This window comes from Roseobacter cerasinus, assembly GCF_009811755.1.
Taxonomy (GTDB): Bacteria; Pseudomonadota; Alphaproteobacteria; order Rhodobacterales; family Rhodobacteraceae; genus Roseobacter; species Roseobacter cerasinus.
Window position 1 is genome coordinate 308,534 of the sequence record NZ_BLIV01000003.1, and the last position, 20,836, is coordinate 329,369.

The 20,836-nt window shown below is 61.8% G+C and carries 21 protein-coding genes; 10 read left to right on the forward strand and 11 right to left on the reverse strand.

Going from position 1 to position 20,836, the window contains the following annotated elements:
* Positions 1-5 precede the first annotated feature (5 nt).
* From So717_RS08970 to So717_RS08985, 4 genes are read left to right on the forward strand one after another with little or no spacing between them, the layout of a single operon-like run.
* Complete coding sequence (locus So717_RS08970; RefSeq protein ID WP_159976276.1) at positions 6-731, forward strand: serine hydrolase domain-containing protein; 726 nt, start codon at positions 6-8, stop codon at positions 729-731.
* Between the two features lie 38 nt (positions 732-769).
* Entirely contained in the window at positions 770-1,069 is a 300-nt protein-coding gene (locus So717_RS08975; RefSeq protein ID WP_159976279.1) for an SMP-30/gluconolactonase/LRE family protein, read from the forward strand.
* A 31-nt stretch (positions 1,070-1,100) separates the two neighbouring features.
* A complete protein-coding gene (locus tag So717_RS08980) occupies positions 1,101-1,517 on the forward strand; it encodes an NAD(P)-binding domain-containing protein (protein WP_275113666.1) in 417 nt (138 codons plus the stop codon).
* Complete coding sequence (locus So717_RS08985; RefSeq protein ID WP_159976285.1) at positions 1,514-1,957, forward strand: NAD-binding protein; 444 nt, start codon at positions 1,514-1,516, stop codon at positions 1,955-1,957. The genes So717_RS08980 and So717_RS08985 overlap by 4 nt, the downstream gene beginning before the upstream one ends.
* Before the next feature lie 407 nt (positions 1,958-2,364).
* On the opposite strand, the gene So717_RS08990 is transcribed toward So717_RS08985, so the two are convergent.
* A complete protein-coding gene (locus So717_RS08990) occupies positions 2,365-3,993 on the reverse strand; it encodes an extracellular solute-binding protein (protein ID WP_159976288.1) in 1,629 nt (542 codons plus the stop codon).
* Positions 3,994-4,209: 216 nt separating this feature from the next.
* On the opposite strand from So717_RS08990, the gene So717_RS08995 reads away from it, so the two are divergent.
* The 4 genes from So717_RS08995 to rbsK are packed head-to-tail and all read left to right on the forward strand — an operon-like array spanning position 4,210 to position 7,298.
* The gene (locus So717_RS08995; RefSeq protein WP_159976291.1) at positions 4,210-5,259 is read left to right on the forward strand and encodes an ABC transporter ATP-binding protein; all 1,050 of its coding nucleotides are present in this window, start codon (positions 4,210-4,212) and stop codon (positions 5,257-5,259) included.
* Positions 5,231-5,914 carry a GDSL-type esterase/lipase family protein gene (locus So717_RS09000; protein WP_238840767.1) on the forward strand — a complete coding sequence of 228 codons (684 nt, stop codon included), beginning with the start codon at positions 5,231-5,233 and terminating at the stop codon, positions 5,912-5,914. The genes So717_RS08995 and So717_RS09000 overlap by 29 nt, the downstream gene beginning before the upstream one ends.
* Positions 5,915-5,933: 19 nt before the next feature.
* Positions 5,934-6,383, forward strand: a complete 450-nt coding sequence (locus So717_RS09005; protein WP_159976294.1) for an RbsD/FucU family protein — start codon at positions 5,934-5,936, stop codon at positions 6,381-6,383.
* 3 nt (positions 6,384-6,386) lie between these two features.
* On the forward strand, positions 6,387-7,298 hold the full coding sequence (gene rbsK / locus So717_RS09010) for a ribokinase (protein ID WP_159976297.1): 912 nt from the start codon (positions 6,387-6,389) through the stop codon (positions 7,296-7,298).
* Here the strand turns inward: rbsK and modC are convergent.
* The 3 genes from modC to modA are packed head-to-tail and all read right to left on the reverse strand — an operon-like array spanning position 7,293 to position 9,855.
* A complete protein-coding gene (modC, locus tag So717_RS09015) occupies positions 7,293-8,393 on the reverse strand; it encodes a molybdenum ABC transporter ATP-binding protein (RefSeq protein WP_159976300.1) in 1,101 nt (366 codons plus the stop codon). The genes rbsK and modC overlap by 6 nt on opposite strands.
* The gene (gene modB / locus So717_RS09020; protein WP_159976303.1) at positions 8,390-9,085 is read right to left on the reverse strand and encodes a molybdate ABC transporter permease subunit; all 696 of its coding nucleotides are present in this window, start codon (positions 9,083-9,085) and stop codon (positions 8,390-8,392) included. The genes modC and modB overlap by 4 nt, the downstream gene beginning before the upstream one ends.
* A complete protein-coding gene (modA, locus tag So717_RS09025) occupies positions 9,082-9,855 on the reverse strand; it encodes a molybdate ABC transporter substrate-binding protein (RefSeq protein WP_159976306.1) in 774 nt (257 codons plus the stop codon). The genes modB and modA overlap by 4 nt, the downstream gene beginning before the upstream one ends.
* 210 nt (positions 9,856-10,065) lie before the next feature.
* Between modA and So717_RS09030 the strand changes: the two genes are divergently transcribed.
* A complete protein-coding gene (locus So717_RS09030) occupies positions 10,066-10,734 on the forward strand; it encodes a DNA-3-methyladenine glycosylase I (protein ID WP_159976309.1) in 669 nt (222 codons plus the stop codon).
* Here So717_RS09030 and arsJ read toward each other — a convergent pair.
* The 6 genes from arsJ to So717_RS09060 all read right to left on the reverse strand — a co-directional run bounded on the left by arsJ (position 10,731) and on the right by So717_RS09060 (position 18,280).
* On the reverse strand, positions 10,731-11,996 hold the full coding sequence (gene arsJ, locus So717_RS09035; protein ID WP_159976312.1) for an organoarsenical effux MFS transporter ArsJ: 1,266 nt from the start codon (positions 11,994-11,996) through the stop codon (positions 10,731-10,733). The two genes, So717_RS09030 and arsJ, sit on opposite strands and share 4 nt — an antisense overlap.
* Positions 11,997-11,998: 2 nt before the next feature.
* A complete protein-coding gene (locus tag So717_RS09040) occupies positions 11,999-12,997 on the reverse strand; it encodes an ArsJ-associated glyceraldehyde-3-phosphate dehydrogenase (protein WP_159976315.1) in 999 nt (332 codons plus the stop codon).
* A complete protein-coding gene (locus tag So717_RS09045) occupies positions 12,994-13,830 on the reverse strand; it encodes an arsenate reductase/protein-tyrosine-phosphatase family protein (protein ID WP_159976318.1) in 837 nt (278 codons plus the stop codon). The genes So717_RS09040 and So717_RS09045 overlap by 4 nt, the downstream gene beginning before the upstream one ends.
* Before the next feature lie 199 nt (positions 13,831-14,029).
* Positions 14,030-14,464 carry a universal stress protein gene (locus So717_RS09050; RefSeq protein ID WP_159976321.1) on the reverse strand — a complete coding sequence of 145 codons (435 nt, stop codon included), beginning with the start codon at positions 14,462-14,464 and terminating at the stop codon, positions 14,030-14,032.
* Positions 14,461-17,196 (reverse strand): TRAP transporter permease, encoded by a 2,736-nt coding sequence (locus So717_RS09055; RefSeq protein ID WP_159976324.1) that lies wholly within the window; start codon positions 17,194-17,196, stop codon positions 14,461-14,463. Before So717_RS09055 ends, So717_RS09050 begins: the two co-directional genes overlap by 4 nt.
* 115 nt (positions 17,197-17,311) lie before the next feature.
* Positions 17,312-18,280, reverse strand: a complete 969-nt coding sequence (locus So717_RS09060) for a TAXI family TRAP transporter solute-binding subunit (RefSeq protein WP_174239017.1) — start codon at positions 18,278-18,280, stop codon at positions 17,312-17,314.
* Positions 18,281-18,695: 415 nt separating this feature from the next.
* Between So717_RS09060 and So717_RS09065 the strand changes: the two genes are divergently transcribed.
* A complete protein-coding gene (locus So717_RS09065) occupies positions 18,696-20,012 on the forward strand; it encodes an aspartate aminotransferase family protein (protein WP_159976327.1) in 1,317 nt (438 codons plus the stop codon).
* Here the strand turns inward: So717_RS09065 and So717_RS09070 are convergent.
* Positions 20,009-20,797, reverse strand: coding sequence for a nitroreductase family protein (locus So717_RS09070; RefSeq protein ID WP_159976330.1), 789 nt, complete (start codon positions 20,795-20,797; stop codon positions 20,009-20,011). The genes So717_RS09065 and So717_RS09070 overlap by 4 nt on opposite strands.
* Positions 20,798-20,836: the final 39 nt, after the last annotated feature.

Below are 20,836 nucleotides of genomic sequence, written 5' to 3' on the forward strand. Positions count from 1 at the left end.
CGACAATGTCGACATTTACCCCCGCCGCGCCGGACACCGACCTTGACGCCTTTGATCGCCAGAAGACAGCGCCAGCCGCCTTGATGGAGATCGCCCGAGGCGGGCTGTCCATCACAGATGCGCGCGGCGTCGAGGATACCGAAACCGGCGACCCCGTGACCACAGACCATCAGTTTCAGATCGGATCGCAGGTCGGGATGATGGTGGGGGTGCTGGTGCTCGACCTGGTGGCGGAGGGACCGATCAATTTCGACGCCCCAATGAGCGCGCAGATGGATGTATCCGCGTTGCCGGAGATCGCGAATATCGACACCGTGACAATGCACCAGCTGTTGTCGAACCATTCTGGCATCCTTGATTATGACACTGTCCCGGGGGATGGCGACCTGCCAGCCTTCATCGAGTTGATCATGGATGACCCGCCGCGGCCCCTGGGCCCGGATGAGATATTGGCCATTGCCACCGGAGAGGCAGCGTCCTTTGCTCCCGGCGAGGCCTATGAGTATCCGAACACCAATTTCCTGCTGCTGCAAAAGCTCATTGAGCAGGTGACAGGGCAAGACCACGCCAATGTGCTGAAAGAGAAGATCTATGACCCTGCGGGCATGACCGACAGCATCTATGGCGTGCACAGCGGATCAGGCCGCAGCTTCATCCTGCCCCATCTTTTCGAAGGTCGCGAATACAATGGCCCGAACGATCTGACGATTGACGAGGCAGGTCGCATTTAGTTCGTCGACCCGAAATAGGGGGCTAGACATATGAGCCAATGACACAGGCCCCGCATTCGGTCTTTCGGATCGATCTGGATGGCTCCGTCACACGGCTGGTTTCGGACGCCGGTAAAATCAATGGCGTTCTGGTCTCACTCGATCAAAAGACGCTTTATGTCGGGGCTTGGGGCAATGGATCCTACGATTTCATCCGCGTGCCGGAAGGCGACGGGGCCACGCCAGCCTACATCGAGGACACACAGGCGATCTATGCATATGATCCGCAGGAAGACGGCTCCTTTGGTAAGCGCCGTGTGTTTCTTGAGATGCCGTTCGCGGCGTCCGACGGGGTCTAGGCCCACACCAATTGCCTACAGACGAGGCTGTATGCAAGGGGGCGATCAGCATAGCAGTCGTCCCAAATTGACTGGCAGGCGTCTTTTGTCTGTCGGCTTGTCTGTTCGGCCCGTTGACGCGGACAGCAGCAAAACCATGTCGTTGGTTGAAGGTGGGGAACACCTTGTTGGCTCTGCAGCCGAAGCCTGCGCGGGGGGCGATGCCGTTATCCTCAGCCTGAATCCCGCTGACATCGTGCGATGTGCGGTTTTCGGCCCGGATGAGATCGCATCGGGTGCAAACACGGGCACGTTGATTATCGACATGTCCTCGATTGATCCTGTATCGACCCGCGCTTTGTCAGAGGATGCAGCAAAGGCAGGCCTTCGTTGGCTGGATTGCCCGCTTTCCGGTGGTGTCCCGCGCGTCGCGACCGGAGATCTCGCACTGTTTGCCGGGGGGCTGTGAAGGACTTCGACGAAACCAAACCGATCATGACGACCTTGGGCTCGAACGACAGCTACATGGGGCCCAGCGGGGCAGGCCAGGTGACGAAGGCTGTCAATCAGGTGTTGGCGGGGATCGCCTTCAAGGCAATTGCCGAAGCGACGCAACTTGCGCTCAGCCAGTGTGTCGACGCCCAGAAAACCCCGGCGGCGCTCAGCGGAGAGCGTGCAGACTCAGTCTTGATGCAGGAGTTCATGGGCAAGATGGCACGTCGCGATTTCTCGCCAACGGGCCGGCTGGGCAACATGTTGAAAGACTTGAATGGCGCAATGGAACTTGCATGTACAAATGGCCTGACGATGCCTTGCCTGAAAACGGCAACAAGTGTTTTGGAAAGCCTGACAGCGAGAGGCCCGGGGGCGGAGGACAAGGCTGCCTTGATGCGACAGTTTGAATCTTGAGCCCGGGCAAAAAGGTCGTTCAATGATCCTGTGTTGCTTATGCCGTGCCAACGTCACGCGTCGTCACCAATTTCACCGCGTCCGCTTGGATTCGCGGTGAAACCTTCTTGTTGCGACTTGGATTCCTCAGTTTCACAAACCCCTTGTCTCGGGACCCACAGAACCGACAGCATGCCATCTCTAGCTCTGCACTACGTCCTTTGAAAAAGTCATTCTGGGCAGGTCAAGAGACGACCATTTTTTTGGTGTACCACGACGGTTCAAATGACAGTTTTGGCCCCGCCGTGGCTGGTCAAAGCAGACATTGGCACAGCCGCAGCGACAGCTAACTTTGGTCCGCCAAGCGGACATCTGCGGTTTGCTGAAAGGCACGCCCCGGAGGGCGCACCTGTCTTCTTTTTGCCGGACTAAATTCCAAGCGACGCCTTGTAGAGCGCGATCTGATTTTCGCGGCCGATCTGGTCGGTGATCTTCTCCCAGGCTGCAGCGATGGCGTCTGCCGTTTCCTGTGCCGACCCATACTGCCCTGCATAACCCTTGGCGAGTTCGTCTTCGGCGACGGAGTAGTATTGGAAGATGCCCGGAATGCGCGGCTCAATCGCGGCATTCGGATGATTGTAGCTGTCCGCATTGGAGCCAAGGTAGTCCTCGACAAAGGCGCGGTCGTAACCGGCCTCTTCCCACTCCTCGAACTGAAAGTGTGACTGCCGGTAGGGCTGGAAGCCCGACGGGTAGGCCGAGGCCCAGAGCGACAGGTCCTTGCCGCCCAGATGCGCTGCTGCAGACCAGGCCGCTTTCTTCTTCTTCTCGTCGCCTTCGACGGTCGCCATGACGTAAACGCCCCAGCCGATGTAGGCCATGTTGGGCGCTTCATTGCGGGTCTCTTCCCAAGCACCGGCTTGCGCGTTGTAGACGCGGTCAGAGGCCGGGTTGATGCCAAAGCCGACTACATCGCCCACCACCGAGGTGTCTGAGGTGCGTGCGGACGAGCCCACGTCGCCCCACCACATCAGCATGGAGCCGGTGCCTGCGAGGAACTGCTGGAAGGCGGTTGTGCCTGGGTCCGCGTTGATCTGATCGGCGGGATAGGCGCCTGCCTCGATCAGGTCCATCACGTCCTGAATGGCCTGCACCCAGGCGGGGTTGTTGACCATCGGCGTCATGGTCTCCGGATCGAAGAGCCAGGCAGGGCTGTTCGGATGCTTGGCGTAAGCCGCTGCGCGGTTTTCCAGGAAGTAGAAGCCGAAGCCGCCCCAGCCTTTCAACGGGTCCAGATAGCCGTGCGCGGGCAGCCCGGTCAGCGGGTCTTCCTTGCCGACAAGTTCTTTGGTGACGGCGTTGATGTCCTGCCAGGTGGTTGGCACCTCTGCGCCACCGATGCCGTCGGGGCCGAAGTAGTCCTTACGATACGCAAACGTATGGCAATCGCCATCAATGGACACGCGGTAGGTCTTGCCGTCCCAGGTGCCCACGGGATCCTTGAGGTAGTCGACATAGTCGTCCATGTCGATCTGCTCTTTCACCCAATCGGGCATTTCCGAGGCCATGCCGCGCCCCAGCACATCGCCTTCAAAGGGTGCGCCCATCTCGATGATGTCGAAGTCTACGGTGCCCGTCGCAATCGACTGCTGCAGCCGCGCGTTGTAGTCGGCCTGCGCCAGGTCGATCCAGTTGATCTTGGCCCCGGTGTAGGCCTCCCAGGGCTTCAGGAAACCGCGGAACAGGAAGTTGTGCAGGTTCTGGTTGTTGAGCCCCATGAAGGTCAACTCAACGCCTGCGAATTCACCCTCAGCCACATTCTCCTTGGTGGCGCCAAGGCACATCTCGCCGACTTTCTGCCAATCACTGTCGGTCGGGGAGCCCGCGCCCACACCTGGGATCTTGAGGATCTCGGCGCGCACGCTGCCGTGGGCTGCGGCCTGCGCTGACGCTTTTGGTATCATCGCCACGGCGCCAAGGGCCGCGCTGCCTTTCAGCATCTGGCGGCGGTTCATTTTCTGGGCTGCTCTGATGTAATTATAGAGCTCTACTTTCATATCCATCCTCCCTGGATTTCCGTGACAAATCTTGTCGGTGGGCAGATGGCCGCGCGGTTTTGGCGTCCCGCGTTCTTGATCGCAATGCCAGATAAACCCACACGAGAAGCCACTATGGTTGAGATTTACCTCAAGTCAACAAATGCATGATGCCGGGCGTGGACAAGGCAAACCCCTTTCTCTAGCATCCAAATCCGAAGGCGGGGGAGGCAGCACATGGCCGGTGTCACAATTGCGGACATCACAAAATCCTATGGTGCGACACAGGTTATTCATGGTGTTGATGTCGACATCGCGGATGGAGAATTCGTGGCTCTTGTGGGGCCGTCCGGCTGCGGGAAATCCACGCTGCTGCGCATGATTGCGGGGTTGGAGCCGATCAATGGCGGAACCATCTCTATTGGCGGTCGGGTGGTGAATAACCTGCCCCCGGCCAAGCGCGACATTGCGATGGTGTTCCAGACCTATGCGCTCTACCCGCACAAATCCGTGGCCGAGAACATGGGCTTTGCGCTCAAGGTCGCAAAGACCGACAAGGCGGAGATTGCGCGGCGCGTGAAAGAGGCAGCCGAGATCCTGAGCCTGACCGAATATCTGGACCGCAAGCCGCGGCATCTATCGGGGGGCCAGCGGCAGCGGGTGGCGATGGGGCGTGCGATTGTGCGGGACCCTCAGGTGTTTCTGTTTGACGAGCCTCTGTCGAACCTCGACGCAAAGCTGCGCATTCAGATGCGCACCGAGATCAAGGAGCTGCATCAGCGGCTCAAGACCACGACTGTCTTTGTGACCCATGATCAGATCGAGGCGATGACACTGGCGGACCGCATTGTGGTCATGCAGGCGGGCCGGATCGAGCAGATCGGCACACCGCTGGAGCTTTATGACAACCCGGCCAATGAGTTTGTGGCGACCTTTATCGGAGCGCCGTCGATGAACCTGCTCGACGGGCGGTTGAAGACCGGTGTGGTGGACCTCGGCAGGCATGAGTTGCCGGTTCCGGGCAATTCGGCTTCCGGGCCAGTGCGGCTGGGCGTACGACCGGAGCATCTTGCGCTTGTGGGGGAGGGTGAGGGGCTGCCCATGCAGGTCAAGGTGGTGGAACCCACAGGGTCCGAGACCATGGTGTTTTTGACATTTGCCGGGCAGGACATCACGGCGGTGTTCCGGGACCGGCATGCCTTTGCCCCGGGGCAGACCATTCATTTGCGCACTGATCCGGCGCATCTGCATTGCTTCGATGCCACAACCGGCCAGCGGATCGGGTAGGCCGATGCAGGCCCGGACGATCCTGTGTTTTGGGGATAGCAACACCCATGGCACCTGTGCGATGCGCACAGCCGATGACCGGCGGCGGCATCCACGAGAGCATCGCTGGCCGAATGTCATGGCGGCGGCGCTTGGCCCCGGCTGGGAGGTGATCGCCGAGGGGCACCCGGGGCGCACAGCTGTTTTTGACGACCCCATCGAGGGGCCGCACAAAAACGGGCAGGCTGCGCTGCCGGCGCTGTTGGAGAGCCACCGGCCTCTCGATCTGGCTATCGTGCTGCTGGGGACGAATGACCTCAAGGCGCGGTTTAATCAGTCGGCGCATGATATCGCGCTGGGGCTACGGCGGCTGGTGCTGGATATTCTGCGCTGCGACAGCGGGCCGGGTGGTGCCGCGCCGCGTGTGCTTTTGGTGGCCCCTGTCTGCGCGCAGGAGCGCGGCGTTCTGGCGGAGACCTTTGCGGGGGCCGCGACAAAATCTGCGGCGCTGCCTGCGCTTTTGGCGGCGGTGGCAACGCGCGAGGCGGTGCATTTTGCGGATATGAATACGGTGGCCGAGGTCGACCCGGTGGATGGGATACATCTGTCGGCCGACGCTCATGCGGCGATGGGCGCCGCGATGGCCCAAGCCGTGCGCGACATCTTTGAAGAGTGAAAAAGCAAGGAGGCAAGACATGCTCAAGGGACTGGATCCGATCCTGAATGCGGATGTGCTCTATGCGCTGCGCGCGATGGGCCATGGCGATGACCTGATCATTGCCGACACGAATTTCCCCTCCGACAGTGTTGCGCGGGAGACGGTTCTGGGCGAGGTGCTGCGCATTGATCGCCCGGCGGCGGAGGTCGTGCGCGCGGTGCTGTCGGTCTATCCGATTGACACCTTTGTTGAGGATGCCGCCGCGCGCATGGAGGTGGTGGGCGAGCCCGACACTGTTCTGCCGGTGATGCAGGAGGTGCAGGCGGAGGTTGACGCGGTTGAGGGCCCGAAGATGCTGGGGATCGAGCGCTTTGCTTTCTATGACCGGGCCAAGCAGGCCTATGCGGTGATCCAGACGGGGGAGCGGCGGTTCTACGGTTGTTTTGCGTTGCGCAAGGGCGTGGTGCCGCCGGATGAGGAGGGCTAAGCCATGGGCAAGGTGGTGATCCTCGGCGTGTTTGTGGCGGACACAGCCTACCGGGCGGACCGGATGCCCCGCATGGGGGAGACGATCCTCGGCAACAGTTTCGCGCTGGGGCCGGGGGGCAAGGGCTCCAACCAGGCGGTGGCTTGTGCGCGCATCGGGGCCGACACGCATATGATCTCGAAACTGGGGCGCGATGACTTTGGCAAGCTGGCACTCGATACTTGGGCGGCGGCTGGGGTCACGCCGCATGTGGATCAGGTGGCTGACAGCTACACCGGCGCGGCCTATATCTTCATTGAGGAAAGCTCCGGCGACAATGCGATCATTATCGCTCCCGGAGCAGCGGCGCTGATCGGCGCGGCAGACATTGAAGCACAGGCGGAGCTGATTGGCAGCGCGGATGTCTTTGTCACGCAGCTGGAGCAACCGATGCCCGCCGCCCTGCGCGCCCTGCAGATCGCGCGGGAGGCCGGGGTGAGGACGATCCTCAACCCCGCACCGGCTGCGGACCTGCCGGACGGGATGTTGGCGCTTTGCGACTATGTCACACCGAACGAGACCGAGTGCGAGGCCCTGACCGGCATTGCGGTCGAGACGGAAGAGGAGGCCGCCCGGGCCACTTCCGCGCTGCGGGATCTGGGTGTGCGGACACCGATCATCACCATGGGCGAGCAGGGCGCGTATCTCGACGGGCACGGGTTGGTGCCTGCGGTCAAGGCCGGTGAAGTGGTTGAGACCACGGGCGCAGGCGATGCGTTCAACGGCGGCTTTGCGGCCGCTCTGGCCGAAGGCAAGTCGGATCTGGAGGCGGTCAGGCTTGGCTGTGCCACTGCCGGGATTTCGGTGACCCGACCGGGCACAGCACCTGCGATGCCAACGCGCAAAGAGGTAGACGCACTGCTGGCCCAGTCATAGCTCAGGACGGGGCTGGTCTCCCACCGCATCCCGCGCGACCGAGACAGCCTTGATCACTGCGAAGACCCGCAGGCCCGGTTGCAGCGACAGCGCATCGGCGGAGCGCCGGGTGATCCGGGACAAAAGCAGTGTGTCGCCAAAGCACAACTGCACCAGAACACCGGGACCCGCGCCAAAGCGCAGCGCGCGCACGGTTGTCTCCAGCACGTTGAGCGCTGAGATGCCCTGGGGCCGCTCCGTGGCGAGCATGACGTCCTGTGCTTCGATCCAGACGCGCACCCTTGTGCCGGGCGCCTGATCGACGCGGGGTAGCAGCAGCGACGCGCCGCCCGCGTCCAGCTGGCTCAGGCCATCGTCGTGATGCGCCTGCACCCGCGCCTCCAGCATGGCGCCGGCGGCGCGCACGCCCAGCGGCGTGACCGCCGGATCGCTCAGCACGTCCGATGCCGCCCCCTGACGGATCACGCGGCCTGCGTCGAGGGCCACCACCGTTGTGGCCAGCCGCGCCACCTCGCTGGCGGCATGGCTGACATAAAGGATGGGCGTCGATACTTCATCCCGCAGCCGCTCGAAGTAAGGCAGGATCTCCGCCTTACGCGGTTCATCAAGCGCGGCGAGCGGCTCATCCGCCAGAATGATGCGCGGATTGGCCAGCAGGGCGCGGCCAATAGCCGTGCGCTGCTTCTCACCGCCAGAAAGACCATCGGGTCGGCGCCCGAGCAGTGGCCCAATGCCGAGCATATCGACAATCCGGTTAAACTCCGGTCCGGGGGTGGATTTCGGTGCAAACCAGCGACCGTAGAGCAGGTTTTGCCGCACGGTCAGGTGCGGAAAGAGCCGCGCGTCCTGAAAGATGTATCCGACGCGTCGCTGGTGCGGGGGCACGTGGCGCCCGGTGGCGCTGTCATAGAGGGGTGCGCCGTCGCAGGTGATCTGCCCAGCGTCCGGGCGCAGCAACCCGGCCACCGCATTCACGATGGTCGATTTGCCCGCGCCGGAGCGGCCAAAGAGCACCGTGAGGCCTTCAGGTGCCTCAAAGCTGGCATCGAGCGTGAAGGCGCCCAGCTGGTGTTGCAGTGTGACCGACAGGCTCATGTTGCGCGCACCCGGTTCGCCGCCCGGCGGGCCAGCCACTCGGACAGCAAAAGCGCGCTCATGGCGATCACGATGGAGACGATCACGAGCCGCCAAGCGGAGGCCTCGCCACCGGGCACCTGCAGGAAAGCGTAGATGGCGGAGGGCACCGTCTGGGTCTGGCCGGGGATGTTGGAGACGAAAGTGATCGTGGCGCCAAATTCCCCCATCGCCTTGGCGAAGGCCAGAATGGCGCCGGCGGTCAGCCCCGGAAGGATCAGGGGCAGGGTGACGGTGGCGAACACCCAGATGCGCGAGGCACCCAGGGTCGCGGCGGCTTGCTCCAACCGCTGGTCCACCGCCTCGATGGAGAGGCGGATGGCGCGCACCATTAGCGGAAAGGCCATGACCCCGGCGGCCAGCGCGGCACCGGTCCAGCGGAAGGCGAAGACGATGCCAAAGCTTTCCAACAGGCGGCCAAAGCCGGTTTGCGGGCCGAAGCTGGCCAGCAGAAGGTACCCCGTGACCACGGGAGGCAGGATCAGCGGCAGATGCACCAGACCGTTCAGCAGCTGCTTGCCCGGGAATTCCTTGCGCGCCAAAAGATAGGCCACCCAGAGCCCAAGGGGCAGGCTGACCAGCGTCGCCCAAATTGACACTTTCAGGGACAGCGCAACCGCGCGCCATTCCTCGGGGCCGAGCCAGTCTGTCATGGTGCGCCCGGGGGGGCAGTGAAGCCCATGTCGCGCAGCTGCGCGCGAGCCTCAGGGGAGCGCAGATGCGCGAAGAAGCGCTGCGCTGCGGGGGTGTCGCGACTGTCGACGCGTGCGGCGGGGTAGGTGATGGCGGGGTGGCTCTCGCTTGGAAAGGTGGTCACAAGCGATACGCGCGGCTCTGCCCGTGCATCGCTGTCATAGACCACACCGAAGGCCGTGGCGCCCGTCGCCACAAGCGCCAGGGCTGCGCGCACGTTGTCGGTTTGTACGACCTGCGGGGACAGACGCTCCCACAGGCCCAGATGCAACAGCGCGGCCTTGCCGTAAATGCCTGCGGGCACAGCCTCTACCAGCGCCATGGCGACCCGGGCCTCGCCAAGCGCCTTGTCCAGGGCTGCGTGCTCAGGTGCAACGGCTGGATGACTGCTGTCATGTGCGATCAGCACAAGCCGGTTTCCGGCCAGATCAAAGCGGCTTTCAGGCGCGATGGCGCCCCGCGCCTCCAGCCAGTCCATCCACTCCGTGCTGGCGGTCACGACGATATCCGCCGGGGCGCCCAGGGAAATCTGCCGGGCCAGAACCGGGGTTCCGGCATAGGAGATCACCACCTCATCCCCGCTTGTCAGAGCGTAGCTATCTGCGATCTGGTCGAGCGCGGTCTTCAGGCTCGCGGCGGCAAAGACTGTGATCCGCTCCGCCATCGCGGGGCCGGACAGACTGAGGACAAGGGCTGTAGCCCAGCCCCAGAACCGGACGCTCTTACCCATGGTGGGCCTGTTGGACGGCGTGTCGCGTGTGGCGGCGGCGGTGAGAGCGGAGCGTCATGCCGACACATTCCGCCACCTGCGGGGGCGTTGCAAGAGGACCATCGGTGCATAGACTTCAATTTTCGCACAGCCCGATGTGCCCGATTGATCCTATGTCCCGGAGGTATGACGGTATAGAACTGTATCAAATCAGCACCGGAGGGGAGAGACATGCGCAGCCTCGACGAGATCCTTGCCATAAGTGTGGAGCGGAAGGGCTCCGAAGCGGCGATCCTTCAGGACATTGACCCCCCGAAATCAGCGGAGGCTTTGGCCGCCATACCGGATGACCGCTGGCTCTCTGCGATGAGCAAGGCGATCTTTTGTGCGGGGTTCAACTGGAAAGTGGTCGACAATATGTGGCCGGGTTTCGAGACGGCGTTCAAAGGCTTTGACCCTGCGGCTTGCGCGATGATGGATGACGCGTGGTTTGATCGTCTGGTCACCGACACGTCCATCGTGCGCCATGGCCCCAAGATCCGCGCCGTGCAGGAAAACGCGGTCTATGTGCAGGAACAATCCGCGGAACATGGTAGCTTTGGGGCCTTCATGGCCAGTTGGCCCGCCGAAGGCTTTGTCGATCTACTGGCGCATTTGAAATCCGAAGGCACGCGTCTGGGCGGGACCACGGGGCAGTATGTCTTGCGCGTCATGGGCGTTGATGGGTTCCTGCTGTCGCGTGATGTGGTGGCCCGTTTGATTGCCGAAGGCGTCATCGACAAACAGCCGACCTCCAAAAGCGCCATGCGCGCGGTGCAGGCCGCGTTTCTGGAGTGGCATCAGAGCTCGGGCCGGTCGCTGACAGAGATCAGCCGGATTCTCGCCACCAGCATCGGCTAGCTGGCGCGCTCTTCCGTTTGAGCGGAGGTGGACCGTAGCTTGGCCGCCCCGATGGTGCTGAGCGCAAGCAGAACAGCGGCTGTTCCCAGACAAAGCGGCAGGCCACCGAGTTGGTAGCTCGCCCCGGACAGGACAGTCCCAAGCAGGCGGCCAGCTGCATTGGCCATATAGTAAAAGCCCACGTCCATCGTAACCCGATCACCTGTGCTGAACGCCAGGATGAGATAGGAATGCAGCGCCGAGTTCACCGCGAAAAGCCCGCCAAAGATCAACAGCCCGACAATCAGGGTGACGGTCAGCCATGTGGTGGGCGCAGGTGTGACAAAGCTGAGCAAGGCCAGGCCAGCGGGGACGGCGATCAGCGAAACGACCCACAGGCGGGCTTCGCGGATGATGTCGGCTTCGGGCCGGTCCTTGGCGCTGAGCAGCTTGGGCGCCGCCGCCTGTACCGCGCCGTAAAGGATGATCCACAGCGCCATGAAGCTGCCGATGGTGAAGAAGGCCGCGCGGTTGCCCTCGGGCGTGCCGTCCGAGAGCACGGCGTAGAAGTAGATCGGGATGCCGACGACAAACCAGACGTCGCGGGCGGCAAAGAGGAAGACGCGGGCAAAGCTCAGCCAGTTCACATTGGCGTTCTTGGAAAAGACCTCGCGAAACTTCGCATCCTTGCGGCCCGTGGGCAGCCCTGCAGGCATCTTCCAGACGATGAGCACGAGGGTCAGCGCGAGCACCGCCGCCATACCCAGCACTGCAGCTTTCAGCCCGACCCAACCCAAAAGCACCGCGCCCAGCAGGAAGCCCAGCCCCTTCACCGCGTTCTTGGACCCGGTCAGCAGGGCGACCCAGCGAAAAAGTCCGCCCTGTTCGGAGGGCGCGAGCAGTTTCACGGCGGACTTCGCGCTCATCTTAGAGAGGTCCTTGGCCACGCCCGACGCACCCTGAACGGCCATCACAAAGATCACCGAGGTCGCGACAGTCCACGCGGGGTCGAGTTGCGCGAGGGCAATCAGCGCTCCGATCTGCAGCGCCAGCCCGGCATAGAGCGTCGAGGTCAGACCGAACCGCGCCGCGATCCAGCCCGCGCTGAGGTTGGTGACCACCCCTGCGATCTCATAAAGCACGAAGAGGTAGGCCAGTTGCACCGGCGAAAACCCCAGCGTGTGAAAGTGCAGCAGCACCAGCATGCGCAGGGCGCCATCGGTCAGCATGAAGGCCCAATAGGCCGCCGTCACCGCCACATAAGCCGCGCCCGCGCGTTGCATGCTCAGAGGCTCCCGCCGACCATGAGAGCCACGTCCACCAGCCGGTTGGCATAGCCCCATTCGTTGTCATACCAGACGTAGACCTTCAGCTGCGTGCCGTTCACCACCATGGTCGAGGGCGCATCGACAATGCCGGAGCGTGGGTCATTGGTGTAATCGGTGCTGACCAGCGGGCGGGTCTCATAGCCCAGAATGCCCTTCAGTTCGCCATCTGCGGCGGCTTTGAAGAGGGCGTTGACCTCCTCCACGGTGGTCTCGCGCTCCAGCTCGAAGACACAATCGGTCAGCGACGCGTTCAGCAGCGGCACGCGCACGGCGTGGCCGTTGAGACGCCCGGTGAGTTCGGGGTAGATCAGCGTGATGGCCGTGGCGCTGCCCGTGGTGGTGGGGATCAGCGAATTCAGGGCCGAGCGCGCGCGGCGCAGATCCTTGGCGGGGCGGTCCACAATCGTCTGAGTGTTGGTCACGTCGTGGATCGTGGTGATGGAGCCGTGTTTGATCCCGAGGTTTTCATGCACGACCTTCACGACTGGCGCGATGCAGTTGGTGGTGCAACTGGCCGCTGTCACGATCTGGTGCTGCGCCGGGTCGTAGATCTCGTGGTTCACGCCATAGACAATGTTGGCGGTTGGGCCGTCCTTGACAGGTGCCGAGACAACAACCTTTTTTATGCCCGCCGCGAAGTAGGGCGCAAGCGCAGCTTCACTCTTGAAGGCGCCCGTGCAGTCGATCACCACATCCACACCCTCCAGCGGCAGGGTGCTGGGATCGCGGGCCCCGTGTACGGGCAGCCGCACACCGTCGATGGTAATACTGTCTGCATCCGCACTGAAGGCGGCAGGCCAACGCCCGTGCACGGTGTCGAACTCCAGCAGATGCGCGTGCATCGCCGCATCGCCCACCGCGTCGTTGATCCAGGCGATCCTGGCGCCACGCTCCAGCAGCGGGCGCAGAGCGAGCTTTCCGATCCGGCCCAAACCGTTCAGGGCGTAGGTGGTCATGCAGGTGTTCCTTCCAGGTGGTCTTGGCCGATGCTGTCCACGGCGGCTTGCAAAGAGATTGCGTCGAGTGTGTCGATGGGCAGCGCGGCAAAGGCTTTCAGCCGGTTCCGCAAGGCCCCATAGGTCTGCTGAAAGGCGAGCCGCCGCTCGGCCAGGCTGCCGTCTGCTTTTACAGGGTCCGGCAGACCCCAATGCGCGCTGATCGGCTGGCCGTCCCAGGCTGGGCAGTCCTCATTTGCGGCCTGATCGCAGACGGTAAAGACAAAATCCATTTGGGGGCTTTCGGGCTGTTGAAACTCCGAAATATGCTTGGAGCGTAACAGCGATGTGTCGTGTCCCTTACCTTTCAGCATCTCGACCGCCAGCGGGTTCAGTTTGGAACCCGGGTTTGTCCCGGCGGAAAAGACCTTGAATCGCCCGCCTTCCAGATCGCGCAGGATGGCCTCAGCAAAGATCGAGCGGGCGGAATTGCCAGTACAGATGAAAAGGACGTTGTAGGTCGTGTCAGTCATCGGTTGTGCTCCTTTGGTCAGAGGGGGGCAAAGGTCGGGTCGGCTGCGGCAGCAGTCAATGAAGAGAAAGTCGATGAGTTCCGCCGCAGCACCCGTATTTGCGCTGTAGCGCAGGGAGGTGCCCTGACGTTCTTGCCGGATCAGCCCCGCATCGGTCAGCGCCGAGAGGTAGACGGAGGTTGTGGAGGCCTTCAGCGTCAGAACGCTGGCAATCTCGCCTGCGCGCACCTTGTCCGGATAGCGCCGCATCAACAGCCGGAAGACGGCCAACCGATGCGGGTGGCTGAGGGTGGACAGGCGCAGAATCGAATCTTTTTCCATATTTCATGAATATATGAATTAATGAGCGACACAAGATTGAGTCAGCTCGAAATCGCAATATTCTTACACGTGCTGCCCTGTGCGACACGTGGGTGCTATAGTGATGGTCCATTGATGTTGAAGCGTGGCGCTATCCGGGCCTAACCCAAAAAAAAGCGCGCCCGTTGCCGGACGCGCCTGACCTAAGCGTCGCACCAGACTAGGGGCGCACGACGTGCACGCTGCAATCGGAATGCCGGACAACCCGGGCCGCGTTTGGGCCAAGCAGATAGTCCTTGAAGTCCGGCTTATGCGCGCCGATCACGATCAGCCCGCAGCCGGTCTCCCGCGCCACATGCAGGATCTCCTCATAGGCCTTGCCGGTCGCCACCACATGACGGACCATCGCATCGACATCTGCTCCGATCGCCGCGGTGACCTCATCGCTGAGCAACTGGCGCGCCTCGGCCACTGCTTTCTCATGATGGTCCTTCTCGAAGAACCCACCCACGAGGCTTTCGCCGAAATCGGGCACCACCGTCATCACGTCGAGCGATGCGCCATCCAGATCGGCCAGCTTCTTGGCCACGCGCAGGACCTCCGCGTCCTGCCCCTTGTGGCTGACGTCAATGGCGCAGAGAACGGGGCGGCTCATGCTGTGGCTCCTTCCGGGGTGTCTTCTTTGCCCATACGACCGCGTTGTAGCAGCACCACGAGACCGAGCAGGAGCAGGGCGGGAATAAAGATCAGCTCTTTGGGCATCTGATCCGCAGGCGCTTTGACTTCCTTGATGGTGACGAAGTCATCGCCGTAGAAATCATAGTCCTGGAAGGTCTCGGCATAGGGCGTGCCGAAGAGTGGCTCTTCCAGCACGATCTGATCCCCTTCTTCCAGCGTCAGCAGACCGAAGGCGTCCATCCGGGTGCCTTGCTCTTCATCACCAATGGCCACGAGCAGCGTGGTCTCGGTGATCTCGCTAGTGTCGAAATCCGGCCCGCTCACCACGACGCGGAACTCGCGCCCCGCCTCTGCGGCTTCCACCGTTTCGGCAAACTGCGCCGGGGCGATGTCTTCGAACGGCGGTTGGATGCGGTTCATGAAGAAATCCGGACGGAAGAGCGCAAAGGCGATGAAGATCAGCGCGATGCTCTCATAAATCCGGTTGCGGGTCAGGAAGTAGCCCATGGTGCCTGCTGTGAAGACCAGGATGGCAATGGTCGCCGTGACGAAGACAAGTATGCCTTGCGCCCAGGTCACATCGATCAACAGCAAATCGGTATTGAAGATAAAGACGAAGGGCAGGGCGACCGTGCGCAAGGAGTAGAAGAACGCCACGAAGCCTGTGCGGATCGCATCGCCCCCTGAGACGGCGGCGGCGGCGAAACTCGCCAAACCCACGGGTGGCGTCACATCCGCCATGATCCCGAAGTAGAATACAAAGAGGTGCACAGCGATCAGCGGCACGATCAGCCCGGACTGCGCGCCCAGTTCCACAACCACACCTGCCATCAGCGAGGACACCACGATGTAGTTCGCCGTGGTGGGCAGGCCCATGCCGAGGATAAGGCTCAAGAGCCCCACGCACATGAGAACAAAAACAAGGATGGTTCCGGTCATATCAGATGCGCGGTCGGCGATGGTTGCAAAATCCGACGTCATTCCAATGAAACCGGTTAGCGGATGGGCCATTTGCACCACGGCTGCCGAAAGATAGGTCAAACCGAAAGCCATGCTTTCGACAAGATTTGCCATCACCTGACCGATACCTGTCAGCGTCACAGTACCCACAATCACGCCGGCAGTTGCTGTGGCGAGACCAATGCCGATCATATTGCGTGCACCGTCGATTAGGCCTGCGATGAGGTCGCCAACTCCACCTGCGATGCTGGAAGCCAACGCGCTTCCTTCTCCGCGGAACATCGCCTTTAACGGTTTTTGAGTTACGAGGATCACGAAAAGTAGTGTCGTCGCCCAGAAGGCGGACAGCCCGGGTGATTTCTTTTCGATCATCAAGAAGTAGACCAGCACGATGATCGGTAGCAGGAAGTAGAGGCCTGCCTTGTAGATCTCGCCAATCACCGGCAAGTGCACTTCTTCGGCATTGGGATCATCTGGTTCCAGATCCGGCACAGAAGCGGCCATCCCAACGAGAACGACATAGATTGCGAAAATGAGGAGCGACATGATCACGCCCGCAAGGCTCGGTTGCCATGCATTGACGGCCTGAACTGGAAATTGAGAACCGTAGCACAAACCCGCAAAGACCGCGAAGAACGAGAACATGCCTAGGATCGTTCGGGTTAGTACGACTTCTCGATCGCCAATCGTGGGCATGTTGTTCTTCACCGCTTCCAGATGCACGATGTAGACCAGCGCGATGTAGGAAATCGCCGCAGGTAGGAAGGCGTGGGTGATCACCTCGACGTAGGAGATGCCCACATATTCCACCATCAGGAAGGCGGCGGCCCCCATGACGGGCGGCATGATCTGACCGTTCACGGACGAGGCCACCTCAACCGCGCCGCCTTTCTCAGACGAAAAACCCACGCGCTTCATCAGCGGGATGGTGAAGGTGCCTGTGGTGACCACATTCGCGATGGAGGACCCTGAAATCAGACCCGTCGCGGCTGAGCCCACGACGGCAGCCTTCGCAGGGCCACCGCGCAGGTGACCGAGCGCGCCAAAGGCCATCTTGATGAAGTAGTTGCCCGCGCCCGCCTTATCGAGCAGGGCGCCGAAGAGCACGAAGAGGAAGACGAATTTCGTGGAGACGCCCAAGGCGATCCCGAAGACCCCTTCAGAGGTGATCCACATATGGCTCATCGCTTTTTGCAGCGAGGCGCCTTTCCAGCGGATCACGTCCGGTACGGCTTGCGAAGAGCCAAAGAACACATAGAGCAGGAAGATCGTGGCGATGATCGCCATCGCGGGGCCAAGCGCGCGGCGCGCGCCCTCGAAGAGGATCACCAGACCGATGAGCGCGAACCATTTGTCGGTGTCATCGGCGAGGCCGCCGGAATTCACGATCTTGTCGTAGAAGATATAGCCGTAAAGCGCGAGGAACGCGCCCCCGAGCGCCAGCAGCCAGTCGTGAATGGGGATGTAATGGCGTGGGCTCGACTTGAGCATCGGGTAGGCCATGAAGGCAAGGAAAATGGCAAAGGCCAGGTGGATCTGGCGCGAGTTGTTGATGACAGAGCCGGGCAGCAACTGGTTCGAGAGCGGCGAGGCCAGCATGACCTGAAACAGTGACCAGACAATCGCGACGATGGCGAGGAAGGTGCCGACGGACCCGGCCGGGTTGCGCGCGCCCGCGTCAGAGGACGAGACGAGGTCTTGGAGTTCTTCTTCGGTGAGCGCACGGCCCCCGCTGGTATTCTCTGTCATGTAACTGTCTCCCTGACGTGCCACTGTTTTTTGAAGGTGTGGCTTATGTCGTGTGGTGCCCGTTGGTGGGCGTCAGAGGGCGGCGCACCGCCCTCTGGTTCGGCATCGGATCAGATTATTCGATCCAGCCTTTTTCTTTGTAGTACTTCTCTGCACCGGGGTGCAGTGGGGCGGACAGACCGGCTGTCGCCATTTCTTCGGCGGTCAGGTTGGCAAAGGCCGGGTGCAGCTTCTTGAAGTCTTCGAAGTTGTCGAAGACAGCCGACACCACCGCATAGACCGCATCTTCGGATACGGCAGCAGAGGTCACGAAGGTTGCGCCCACGCCGAAGGTTGCCACGTCACCATCGGTGCCGCGGTACATGCCGCCGGGGATCTTGGCCGAGCGGTAGTAGGAGTTGTCGCCGATCAGCGCGTCAATCTCGGCGCCGGAGACTTCAACCAGCACGGAATCGCAGGCTGTTGTGGCTTCCTGGATCGAACCGGAGGGGTGACCCACGGTGTAGATCATCGCGTCGATCTGGTTGTCGCAGAGGGCTGCGGACTGCTCCGCCGCCTTCAGCTCGGAAGCGAGTGCGAGATCGGAGGTCTCCCACCCCATCTTCTCCATCACCACTTCCATGGTGCCACGCTGGCCCGAACCGGGGTTGCCGATGTTGACCCGCTTGCCCTTGAGATCGGCAAAGGTGGAGATGCCCGCATCGGCCCGTGCCACAACAGTGAAGGGCTCGGGGTGCACCGAGAACACCGCGCGCAGGTCTTCAAACGCGCCTTGCTCTTCAAAGCGCGAGGTGCCGTTGTAGGCGTGGTACTGCCAGTCGGACTGCGCCACACCGAACTCCAGCTCGCCTGCGCGGATGGTGTTGATGTTGTAGACGGAGCCACCCGTGGATTCGACCGAGCAGCGAATGCCGTGCTCTTTGCGGCCCTTGTTCACCAGACGGCAGATCGCGCCGCCGGTGGGGTAGTAGACACCGGTCACGCCACCGGTGCCGATGGTGATGAATTCCTCAGCCATGGCCACCGGCGCGGTCAGAACCGCAACCGCTGCACCAGCGACTGTCATCTTCAATCCATTGAACATAGTTGTCTCCCTTATTTGGTTTATGGATTATTTATCAGCCGTCCAGACTCTCTTGTAAACGGCTGTTGCCTGCACCGGCGCGCAGAAGTCTGCGCCGGTGATCGGTTTTTCAGCGTAGGGTGGGCGCCACTTCTGTGACTTTTCCCGCAGGTCTTCCGGCGCAGCTTGCCGGGCGAAAAGGCCAGAGATGATGCGCGCGGAGGCTGTGCCGCGACGCCTGTCTGTGCGCCAAGGCGACCGTTCCCGGCAGACCGAGGCGCGCCGAGACCCGCTGATGGTGTGCTGACGAGTGGTTTGATCACTCATGCCCCCAAAATCGTTGTAAACCCCGTCGCCACGGATCACCAATTTCGATACATTCTCGACAAAGGCTCCATTTGTTTCACAATTGGCAGCAAAACGGGGGAGAGTCCCAATGTCACACGTGTTTGCACGACACTCTAGAACCGATCTTCGACAGGCGTCTATAGGTAAAGGTGCGTATCTCTATGATGCTGATGGCAAAGAGTATTTCGACGGATCGGGCGGGGCGGCAGTGTCCTGTCTCGGGCATGGCGATCCGGATGTGATCGCGGCGGTGCAGGCGCAGGTGGCGCAATTGGCTTATGCGCACACCAGCTTCTTTACCTCCCAGCCCGCCGAGGAATTGGCCGACCGGTTGGTGGCTGCAGCCCCGGGCGATCTGGACAAGGTCTATTTCGTCTCCGGCGGGTCGGAGGCGGTGGAGGCTGCGCTGAAACTCGCCCGGCAGTATTTTGTCGAGGTCGGCCAGCCGGAGCGGCGCCATTTCATTGCCCGGCGACAGAGCTATCACGGCAATACGCTGGGCGCACTCGCCACGGGCGGCAACGTCTGGCGCAAACAGGCCTTCGCGCCGATCATGGTCGAGACCTCCCTGATTTCGCCCTGCTACGCCTATCGCGGTCAGCAGAATGGCGAGAGTTCCTTCGACTATGGCCAGCGCGTCGCCAACGAGTTGGAGGCGGAACTGCAGCGGCTTGGGCCGGAGACGGTGATCGCCTTTGTGGCTGAGCCGGTTGTCGGTGCCACATTGGGCGCGGTGCCGCCTGTGGAGGGCTATTTCAAGCGCATCCGCGAGATTTGCGATCACTATGGCATCCTGCTGATCCTGGATGAGGTGATGTGCGGCATGGGGCGCACCGGCACGCTCTTTGCGCATGAGCAGGAGGGGATCACGGCTGATATTGTGACCATCGCGAAGGGGCTTGGCGCGGGCTATCAGCCCATCGGAGCGATGATGTGCACCGGCAGGGTCCATCAGGCGATTGCCGATGGCTCGGGGTTTTTCCAGCATGGGCACACGTATATCGGTCACCCGACGGCTTGCGCGGCAGGCAATGCGGTGGTGAAAAAGCTTACCGGTGGGCTGGTGGAACGCTGCGCAGTCATGGGGGACAAGCTGCAAGCAGCCCTGGAGGCCGAGTTTGGTCAACACCCGCATATTGGCGACATTCGCGGGCGCGGGCTCTTTCGCGGGTTGGAGATTGTTGAGGATCGCACAACCAAAGCGCCCTTCGACCCCGCGAAGGGCCTCAACAAGCTCATCAAGAAGACGGCCATGTCCAATGGTCTGGCCTGCTATCCCATGGGCGGTACGGTCGACGGACAGCACGGCGACCACGTGCTTCTAGCGCCCCCCTTCATCATGGAAGATGATCAGGTTGATGAGGTTGTCAGCAAGCTTAAGAAGATCTTCGACGCGGTGCTTTAGTCGAGGTTGAACCCGATCTTGCGCATGAATGCGCCAAAGTCGGTGCGCTGCGGTTCGGCATACATCTTCGCCTTGGCTTCGGACCATGCGGGCGCATCGGTTCCGGCGCGCCTGCGGTCGTCATAGGCGCGCACCTCCGCTTCGCTGATGTCGGAAAAGCGGTTCAGATGCACCGTATTCTCCAGCGGCAGGCGGGCGCTGGTCTGAGGTGGCGCTTCAGGATGCCCCACCGCCATGCCCGCCACCGGGAAAACGTGATCCGGCAGCTGTAGCAGCTCCTGCACCTGCGGCAGATGGTTGCGGATCGTACTGATCGGGCAGCAGCCCAGCCCCGCCGCCTCAGCCGCGATCATGAAGGTCGCCAAGGCAATCCCGGCGTCGACACTGGCGTTAAAGAAGGCGTCCAGATGATCGTTGGCAAAGGGCTGGCTGTTCCAATGCTGGATCTGCCTTTGCCGCCGATTATTGGCCAGAAACACCACCATCGAGGGGAGATCGGCGATCCACGCCTGCGCCCCCAGCAGGGTCTTGAGCGCCTTGAGCAAACCCGGGTCGGTCACTATGAGGATGTCGCGCTGCTGCAGGTCGCTTTTCGACGGTGCGCACAGCGCGGTGGCGCAGAGCGTCTGCAGGGTCGGCAGATCAACCGGGTCGGACCTGAACGACCGGCAGGAGCCGCGCGCCGCCAATTGCGTCAGCGCTGGTATGGTCGCGAGCTCTTCAGGCATCTGAGGGCTGCTGCCAAAGCGATCCGACAGACGCGAGTCCAGCGTCTTTTCAGACATCGAAGGTCACCACCAAAACGTAAAGATTTCTTACAGAAA

Excerpts from the sequence above, each read along its gene's own strand:
- So717_RS08970 (WP_159976276.1), top strand. The coding sequence starts at position 6 with ATGTCGACATTTACCCCCGCCGCGCCGGACACCGACCTTGACGCCTTT.
- So717_RS08975 (WP_159976279.1), top strand. The coding sequence starts at position 770 with ATGACACAGGCCCCGCATTCGGTCTTTCGGATCGATCTGGATGGCTCC.
- So717_RS08980 (WP_275113666.1), top strand. The coding sequence starts at position 1,101 with ATGCAAGGGGGCGATCAGCATAGCAGTCGTCCCAAATTGACTGGCAGG.
- So717_RS08990 (WP_159976288.1), bottom strand. The coding sequence starts at position 3,993 with ATGAAAGTAGAGCTCTATAATTACATCAGAGCAGCCCAGAAAATGAAC.
- So717_RS08995 (WP_159976291.1), top strand. The coding sequence starts at position 4,210 with ATGGCCGGTGTCACAATTGCGGACATCACAAAATCCTATGGTGCGACA.
- So717_RS09000 (WP_238840767.1), top strand. The coding sequence starts at position 5,231 with ATGCCACAACCGGCCAGCGGATCGGGTAGGCCGATGCAGGCCCGGACG.
- So717_RS09005 (WP_159976294.1), top strand. The coding sequence starts at position 5,934 with ATGCTCAAGGGACTGGATCCGATCCTGAATGCGGATGTGCTCTATGCG.
- rbsK (WP_159976297.1), top strand. The coding sequence starts at position 6,387 with ATGGGCAAGGTGGTGATCCTCGGCGTGTTTGTGGCGGACACAGCCTAC.
- modC (WP_159976300.1), bottom strand. The coding sequence starts at position 8,393 with ATGAGCCTGTCGGTCACACTGCAACACCAGCTGGGCGCCTTCACGCTC.
- modB (WP_159976303.1), bottom strand. The coding sequence starts at position 9,085 with ATGACAGACTGGCTCGGCCCCGAGGAATGGCGCGCGGTTGCGCTGTCC.
- modA (WP_159976306.1), bottom strand. The coding sequence starts at position 9,855 with ATGGGTAAGAGCGTCCGGTTCTGGGGCTGGGCTACAGCCCTTGTCCTC.
- So717_RS09030 (WP_159976309.1), top strand. The coding sequence starts at position 10,066 with ATGCGCAGCCTCGACGAGATCCTTGCCATAAGTGTGGAGCGGAAGGGC.
- arsJ (WP_159976312.1), bottom strand. The coding sequence starts at position 11,996 with ATGCAACGCGCGGGCGCGGCTTATGTGGCGGTGACGGCGGCCTATTGG.
- So717_RS09040 (WP_159976315.1), bottom strand. The coding sequence starts at position 12,997 with ATGACCACCTACGCCCTGAACGGTTTGGGCCGGATCGGAAAGCTCGCT.
- So717_RS09045 (WP_159976318.1), bottom strand. The coding sequence starts at position 13,830 with ATGGAAAAAGATTCGATTCTGCGCCTGTCCACCCTCAGCCACCCGCAT.
- So717_RS09050 (WP_159976321.1), bottom strand. The coding sequence starts at position 14,464 with ATGAGCCGCCCCGTTCTCTGCGCCATTGACGTCAGCCACAAGGGGCAG.
- So717_RS09055 (WP_159976324.1), bottom strand. The coding sequence starts at position 17,196 with ATGACAGAGAATACCAGCGGGGGCCGTGCGCTCACCGAAGAAGAACTC.
- So717_RS09060 (WP_174239017.1), bottom strand. The coding sequence starts at position 18,280 with ATGTTCAATGGATTGAAGATGACAGTCGCTGGTGCAGCGGTTGCGGTT.
- So717_RS09065 (WP_159976327.1), top strand. The coding sequence starts at position 18,696 with ATGTCACACGTGTTTGCACGACACTCTAGAACCGATCTTCGACAGGCG.
- So717_RS09070 (WP_159976330.1), bottom strand. The coding sequence starts at position 20,797 with ATGTCTGAAAAGACGCTGGACTCGCGTCTGTCGGATCGCTTTGGCAGC.